The 6000-nt window shown below is 61.8% G+C and carries 3 protein-coding genes; 1 reads left to right on the top strand and 2 read right to left on the bottom strand.

What is annotated here, in order from left to right:
- Positions 1-177: 177 nt before the first annotated feature.
- Entirely contained in the window at positions 178-1755 is a 1578-nt protein-coding gene (locus tag QME84_11185; GenBank protein ID MDI6874827.1) for an AMP-binding protein, read from the bottom strand.
- 636 nt (positions 1756-2391) lie between these two features.
- Here QME84_11185 and QME84_11180 point away from each other — a divergent pair.
- Complete coding sequence (locus QME84_11180; GenBank protein ID MDI6874826.1) at positions 2392-3750, top strand: SdrD B-like domain-containing protein; 1359 nt, start codon at positions 2392-2394, stop codon at positions 3748-3750.
- A gap of 270 nt (positions 3751-4020) precedes the next feature.
- On the opposite strand, the gene QME84_11175 is transcribed toward QME84_11180, so the two are convergent.
- Positions 4021-5871, bottom strand: a complete 1851-nt coding sequence (locus tag QME84_11175) for a DUF3160 domain-containing protein (GenBank protein MDI6874825.1) — start codon at positions 5869-5871, stop codon at positions 4021-4023.
- Between the last annotated feature and the right edge of the window lie 129 nt (positions 5872-6000).

Below are 6000 nucleotides of genomic sequence, written 5' to 3'. Positions count from 1 at the left end.
ACCTGGGATGGGAGGAGGAAGGCTAGGTGGCTGACACAAAATCCTTGACGCTACCCCGCGAGACGTGGGCCAATCCCCGTTCTCCTTCCCGAACGGATTTGGGGTTAACCTCCGCATCCGTTTCCGGATACCAAGGGAGCTTGACCCCACGAGGTTGTTGGGCGTTCCCACCTCTTGTCAGCGGCCGAATTCCTTTTCCAGTTCCTGGTAAAGGGCGTGCTTGTGCACCTTGCCCAGGGGCGTGAGGGGCAGGGAATCCCGGAAGACCACCTGGTCGGGAACCTTGTACTCCGCCAGGTGCTGTTTGCAGAACTCCTTCAGCTCCTCCTCGGTCACCTCCGCCCCCGGCTGGGGCACCACGTAAGCCCTTCCCTTCTCCCCCAGCACGGGATCGGGGTAACCCAGCACGGCGGCGAAGAGCACCTTGGGGTGCTTCATGAGCACGTCCTCCACCTCCGGCGGATAGACGTTCTCCCCACCGCGGATGTACATCTCCTTCTTCCTCCCCAGGATGTGGAGATGTCCATCCTCGTCGATGTAGCCCATGTCCCCGGTGTAGAAGAACCCCTCCTCGTCGAAGACGGCGGCGGTGGCCTCCGGCTGCTTGTAATACCCTTTCATCACCGCCGCACCGCGGATGGCGATCTCGCCCGCCTCCCCGCGCGGCACCTCCCTGCGCTCCGGGTCCATGATGCGGATCTCGATTCCCGGGTTGGGGATACCTATGGTGTTGGCTATCTTTTCCAGGGGGAAATCCCGGCGGGTGAAGGTGACCGCCCCGCTCACCTCCGTGAGGCCATAGCCGATGTAGGGGATGATGCCCATCTTTTCCTTTATCTGCTGGACAAGTTCCGGGGGCACCGGGGCGCCGGATATCACCGCCGTCTTCACGCTGGAGAGGTCGTAGGAATCAAAGTCCGGCTGCATGAAGAGGAGGATGTACTGTGCGGGTACCTGCCCCACGATGGTTATCTTCTCCTTCTCGATGGTCTGGAGCACCTGCTGGGGGATGAAAGTATCCAGCATCACCAGGGTGGTACCGTTGTAGAGCATGCTGATGATGGCCATCACCGCCCCGCCCACGTGGTTGTTGGGGATGTCCATGAGCAGGCGCTCGTCGTCGGTGATATCCGAGGCGTCGACCTGTCCCTTCACGTACTCGATCAGGTTGCGGTGGGTGAGCATGGGAGCCTTGGGAACCCCCGTGGTCCCCGAGGTAAAGAGCTGCAGGACCACGTCCTCCTCCTCCACCTCCGCCTTGCGTGCCGCCAGCTCCTGTTCCAGCTCCGGCCCCTCCACCAGGAAATCCGCGTAGGATACGGCGCCCGGGACCCTGGCCACTTCCTCGTCGCTCCCGATGACCACCACCTGGCGGAGCTCCGGAAGCTGGTCCCGCACGGCGTTGAGCTTGGCGATGAAGTCCGAGTCCATGAAGCCCGGCTCCATGATTACCACGCGGGAATCGGAGTGCCCGAGGATGTACTTCACCTCGTCAGGGGCAAAGCGCCAGGAAACGGGGACCGCCGCCGCCCCTATCTTGGCGCACGCCAGGTAACCGAAGATGAACTCGGGGTGGTTGGGGATATAGAGGCCCACGTTATCCCCCTTCCTCACCCCCAGTTTGAGGAGTCCCTTAGCCACCTTGTTCACCTCGCGGTCGTACTCCGCGTAGGTGATGCGCCGGTCACCGTAGACGATGGCCTCCCGGTCCGGCCTCTCCCTGGCCCATCTCTCCAGCGGCTCGAACAGAAGCATGGCTCACCTCCCTGCCTGAAATACCCTCCCGGATACGCACGCCGCGTGGGACTCGAGAAACCTGAATCCCTGGTCCCGACACCCTCACTAACGTCTTTATGGTTCGGAGCCCGCAGTGTTCTGCGACGATTAATATTATAAGGACAAGGATAAGGACAAGGCCTGGATTGGAAACTGCCAAGCCTCTTTCCCCGTCGAGAGCAGGACAGTTGAAGCCCCTCGATCCCGATATTCCGATATCGGCCCAGGACCTCCCGCACCGTACGCCGGGACTATTGACTGTATGGTTACTTCATGGTATCTTAAACACAGCCGCTTTACATTGTTCACCTTAACCGGATCGCCGGAGTGTAATGGGGGAAGATTCCGGGAACCCAGGGGTTGCCGGGCTTAAATATAGGGCGAAAGGCCGACAAAAGGAGGAAGCAAACCGGGCGGACTTCAAGCGGGCGGCAAAGGGGAGCTGAAGGGTCCGACATTCCCTTTCCAGGACTCACTCGGCATGGATATCGGGCGATCTCTTCCCGGCTAAATCCATTTTTCCCGACGGTTTCCGCGCACCCTGAAGTCCTCCCAAGGTCGGTCAGTATCGGGGATTTACGCCGACCGCAGTTGGATAGCAGGAGGTTGCGGAAGATGTCGAAGGGTGTAAGATGCGCCATTTCCCTCTTGATCATCTCCCTGGTGGCCGCGTGCACCATGCTGGGCTCCATAATGGTCGCCGCGGAGACCCAGACCACTACCGCTCAAAGCACGGAAAATAAAGGGATCATCGAGGCCATCGTCTGGTATGACGGCCTTATCCCGGACAAGAGCGAGGCCAAGGAAGAGGGCATCAACGGTATCCGGGTGCAGTTATACAAGGAAAACGGCACGGACGCTTCGGGTAATATCATTTGGGAAAAATACGGCGAACCCTTGGTTACCGCCCCCGGCCAGAGCAAGGTCACCGGCGAGATCATCCTTGGAGGCCTGGTGACCTTCGAGAATCTCCCAGTGAACACTTCCACGTCCACTCGTTACAAGCTGGAACTTGTCCCCGATCCTTCCTTCGTTCCCCTCAACGGCTCGGAGAGGGTCATCGAGCTCAACTTCTGGAATCTATACAGGCGCTGGTACTTCGAGATGGGGAATCTCGGCCAAGCGGAACAGCCGGCCTTCGAGATCAAGAACGTGAGCGCCGTGCCCGTGGAGAACATAGGGAAGATCGAGGTCGCGGTGTGGGACGACTTGGTGCTCCCCAACGTATCCGATCCCAAGCTGGAAGGCGTGGACGGGATAACCGTCAACCTGTACAGGCTGGACGAGGACGGCAACTGGCAGCTGTACGGCAGCCACAAGACGGGCTACGGCGGTTTCCTCTGGGTCCTGGAACACGGATGGGCCGGGTGGAGCCAGCTCCCGGTGATGACCGACTGGAGAGCGGTGACCCGCTACAAGCTGCAGCTGGTGACCGATAACACCTTCAATCCCCTGAACGGCACGGAGAGGATCGTGGACCTCAACATCACCAACCTGTATTACCGCTGGTACTTCGAGGTGGGAGAGGATGCCGAGCTGCGCGCCTTCCAGATCAGGTCCACCACGGGGACCATCTCCGGAATAGTATGGTACGACGCCAACGCCGACCAGATACGCGAATGGCACGAGCCGGTGCAGACGGACTGGCCCATAGTCCTCACCGACTGCTACGGACGCAGGATCGCCACCACCAGGACCGATGCCCGCGGCTACTACCAGTTCCGGGGTCTCAAGCCCGCCACTTACAAGGTATGGGTGACGAGTAAGAGCGGGTGGAAGCAGGTCTATCCCTACTACAAGCTCTTTACCTGGCCTCCTTACGGCTGCGAGAAGGGCCACCACACCATCAACGTCCAGGCCGGCAAGTACTACGTGAACAACGACTTCGGCATGTTGAGCATGAGGGATTCCGTTTGGGCTACATTATATTACGGCCTCTGGTGGATAGGGCTTCTCCAGTACCAGTTCCAGTAAGCCGGTAAGCGGGGGTAAGAAAGGGCCCCGGTGCCGGGGCCCTTTATATTTTGCAAGCGTCAGACATGCCCGTGCGCACCTTCCCAGGGCGACCGCAAGGTGACCAAAGGCCCCGGAAACGGAGCCCTTTTTCGTATGCCGAACACTTCATCGCTTGAGGGCGGGTCGGTCTCCCGCCGCCTTTTCCCACGAGCCCCTTTACCTTCCCGCATGCTCCATCTCCTCCCCGGAAGGCAGGTGCAGCCCGCCCTCGCTTCGATAGGGTAAACCTCACCTCATGAAGGAGGACGTCCAGGCGGAGGCCTCCGGCACCTGTCCGGATTCCACCATGAGGCGCCATTCCTCCGGAGTCGGCGCGGTATCCAGGGTGTCCACCAGCTCGTAGAGGGAATAGCCGGCCCCCACGGTCAGGGTGGGTCTCCCCTCAACGGGAGCGATAACGTAGTATATGGCAGGTTTTCCCAGGGCCATCTGGAGCACCGTCCCCTCCTCCTGGTCCCGATAGACCTCCAAGACGGTGGAGGGGTCGGGGACCAGGTACCCGTTCCCCTCTTCAGCGGGCATGGAGACCAGCTCAAGGAGCAGCTCGCCGAAGTCCGCAAGTAGCTGGTATTCCTCGGGACTCAGGGGCTGGTTGAGAAGTTCCTTCTCGGCCATAGACTTGAGTCCCATGGAGAGCCGGTAAAAGGAGTCCAGTTTCCGCGCCATTTCCTCGCCCAGGAGCCCGCGTTCCTCGAGTCCCCGGCGCAGGAGGTCCGCATCGGCAGCAAGAAGGGCGTAGGCCTCCGGTCGCGGCTCCACGTAACCCTTCCCCGTTACGCCTCCACTACCGGCAACCCCACCCCTCCCGGGAACCACATCGCCTTCCATCTCCTTCCACGCCCGGTCCCGGGATATACCATCCACCCAGGAAGCCAGGAACAGGTAGAGGTCCCGGTCCTTCCAGGGGTCGCTTTGCATGAATGCCGGGTATCCCTCCCTCGGTGGCCTCAGCAGGGACACGGCGTTTTTCAATAAGCTCCACGCAAGGCAGGCCCGGGTCCAGGCGGGTTCGATGGACGACGTTTCCCCGCGCAGCTCCCGGACCTTCTCCTTGTATCCCGGAAGGCTCGCCTCCCCGTAAAAGCCGTCGAGCAGCTGCAGCGCCCGGTCCGAACCCAGGGCGGCAGGAAGGTCCAGGCTTCGCGGTCTCTTCCTTTCGGGCACATTTTCCGATCCCAGCTCCAGGAACACCCCGGTGCCCGGCTCGAAACAGGCCTCGAGAAAGCGGAACCCGGAACCCCAGGCACCCCACAAGCCGTCCTTCTCGTCCCCGGGCCCGCCGGCTTCTCGCTCCAGCGCCTCCGCCAGCCGGTCCACGAGCGCTTCATCCTCCAGGCGCGAAAGGGGGAACCTCTTTCCCAGCACCTCGCTCAACACACGGCCCGCGGAGACGGCGTTCAGGCTCACGGTACGGCAGGAAAGGAAGCGGGTCACCTGATACAGGTGATCCCACAACACCAGTAGGGATTTATTGTCCACCTTCCCTGTATGCAGCGCCCCCACCAGGAGAGCCGTAATCCTGGCCGCTTCACGTCTTTCCTCCAACGCTGCCCCGCCTTCCCCGCCCGCCGGAAACACCTCCCACCTCCCCAGCCAGTCAACGGCGCGGTGGAATCGGGCCAGGTCGGGGTACCGGGCGTAGAGGCCCTGCGGCTCGTAGACACGGTAATCCTCCCGGCGCCCGAAGAGGGGAGAGATGCGGGCCTCCGAGGCCTCCTCCACCAGCGTCACTTCCTCCTCCACCAGGGAACCCACCTCAGGGGGCAATCGGGGATCCAACCCCAGGAGCGCGGCCGCCACGCCCATGAACCCCAGCGCCTTGCCCGCCGCCCGGCGCACGGCACCCCTTGCCGCATCGTACATCCCTTCTAAAACTTCCAGGAGGGAGACGACCAGGGACTCCAATTCCCGGCGCAGAGCAACCCTTTCCAGCTCCCACCTTATCCCCATGCACATCCCCAGGAAGGCCTGGTAGACGGCGTCCACGGTGACGAACTTGGCGCCGGGGTTCTCCATGTAGGGCTGGAAGACATAATCGTACTCTCCTCCCGCCACGACGGCGAAGCCTTTCTCCTTCAATCCGGACAGGACCCCCGGAGCGAGAGACCTCCTGTCCAGGCCGGCCACGCCGGAGAGATCGGGAGGAACGACGTAGGGTGCGACCTGGGCCCTCGCGTTAACCGGCACCGGGACATAGACGGCCAGGTT

The organism is Actinomycetota bacterium, assembly GCA_030019255.1.
Taxonomy (GTDB): Bacteria; Actinomycetota; Geothermincolia; order Geothermincolales; family RBG-13-55-18; genus Solincola_A.
Note: the sequence above shows the minus strand (reverse complement) of the source record. Positions and strands in the feature narration are given on the sequence as shown.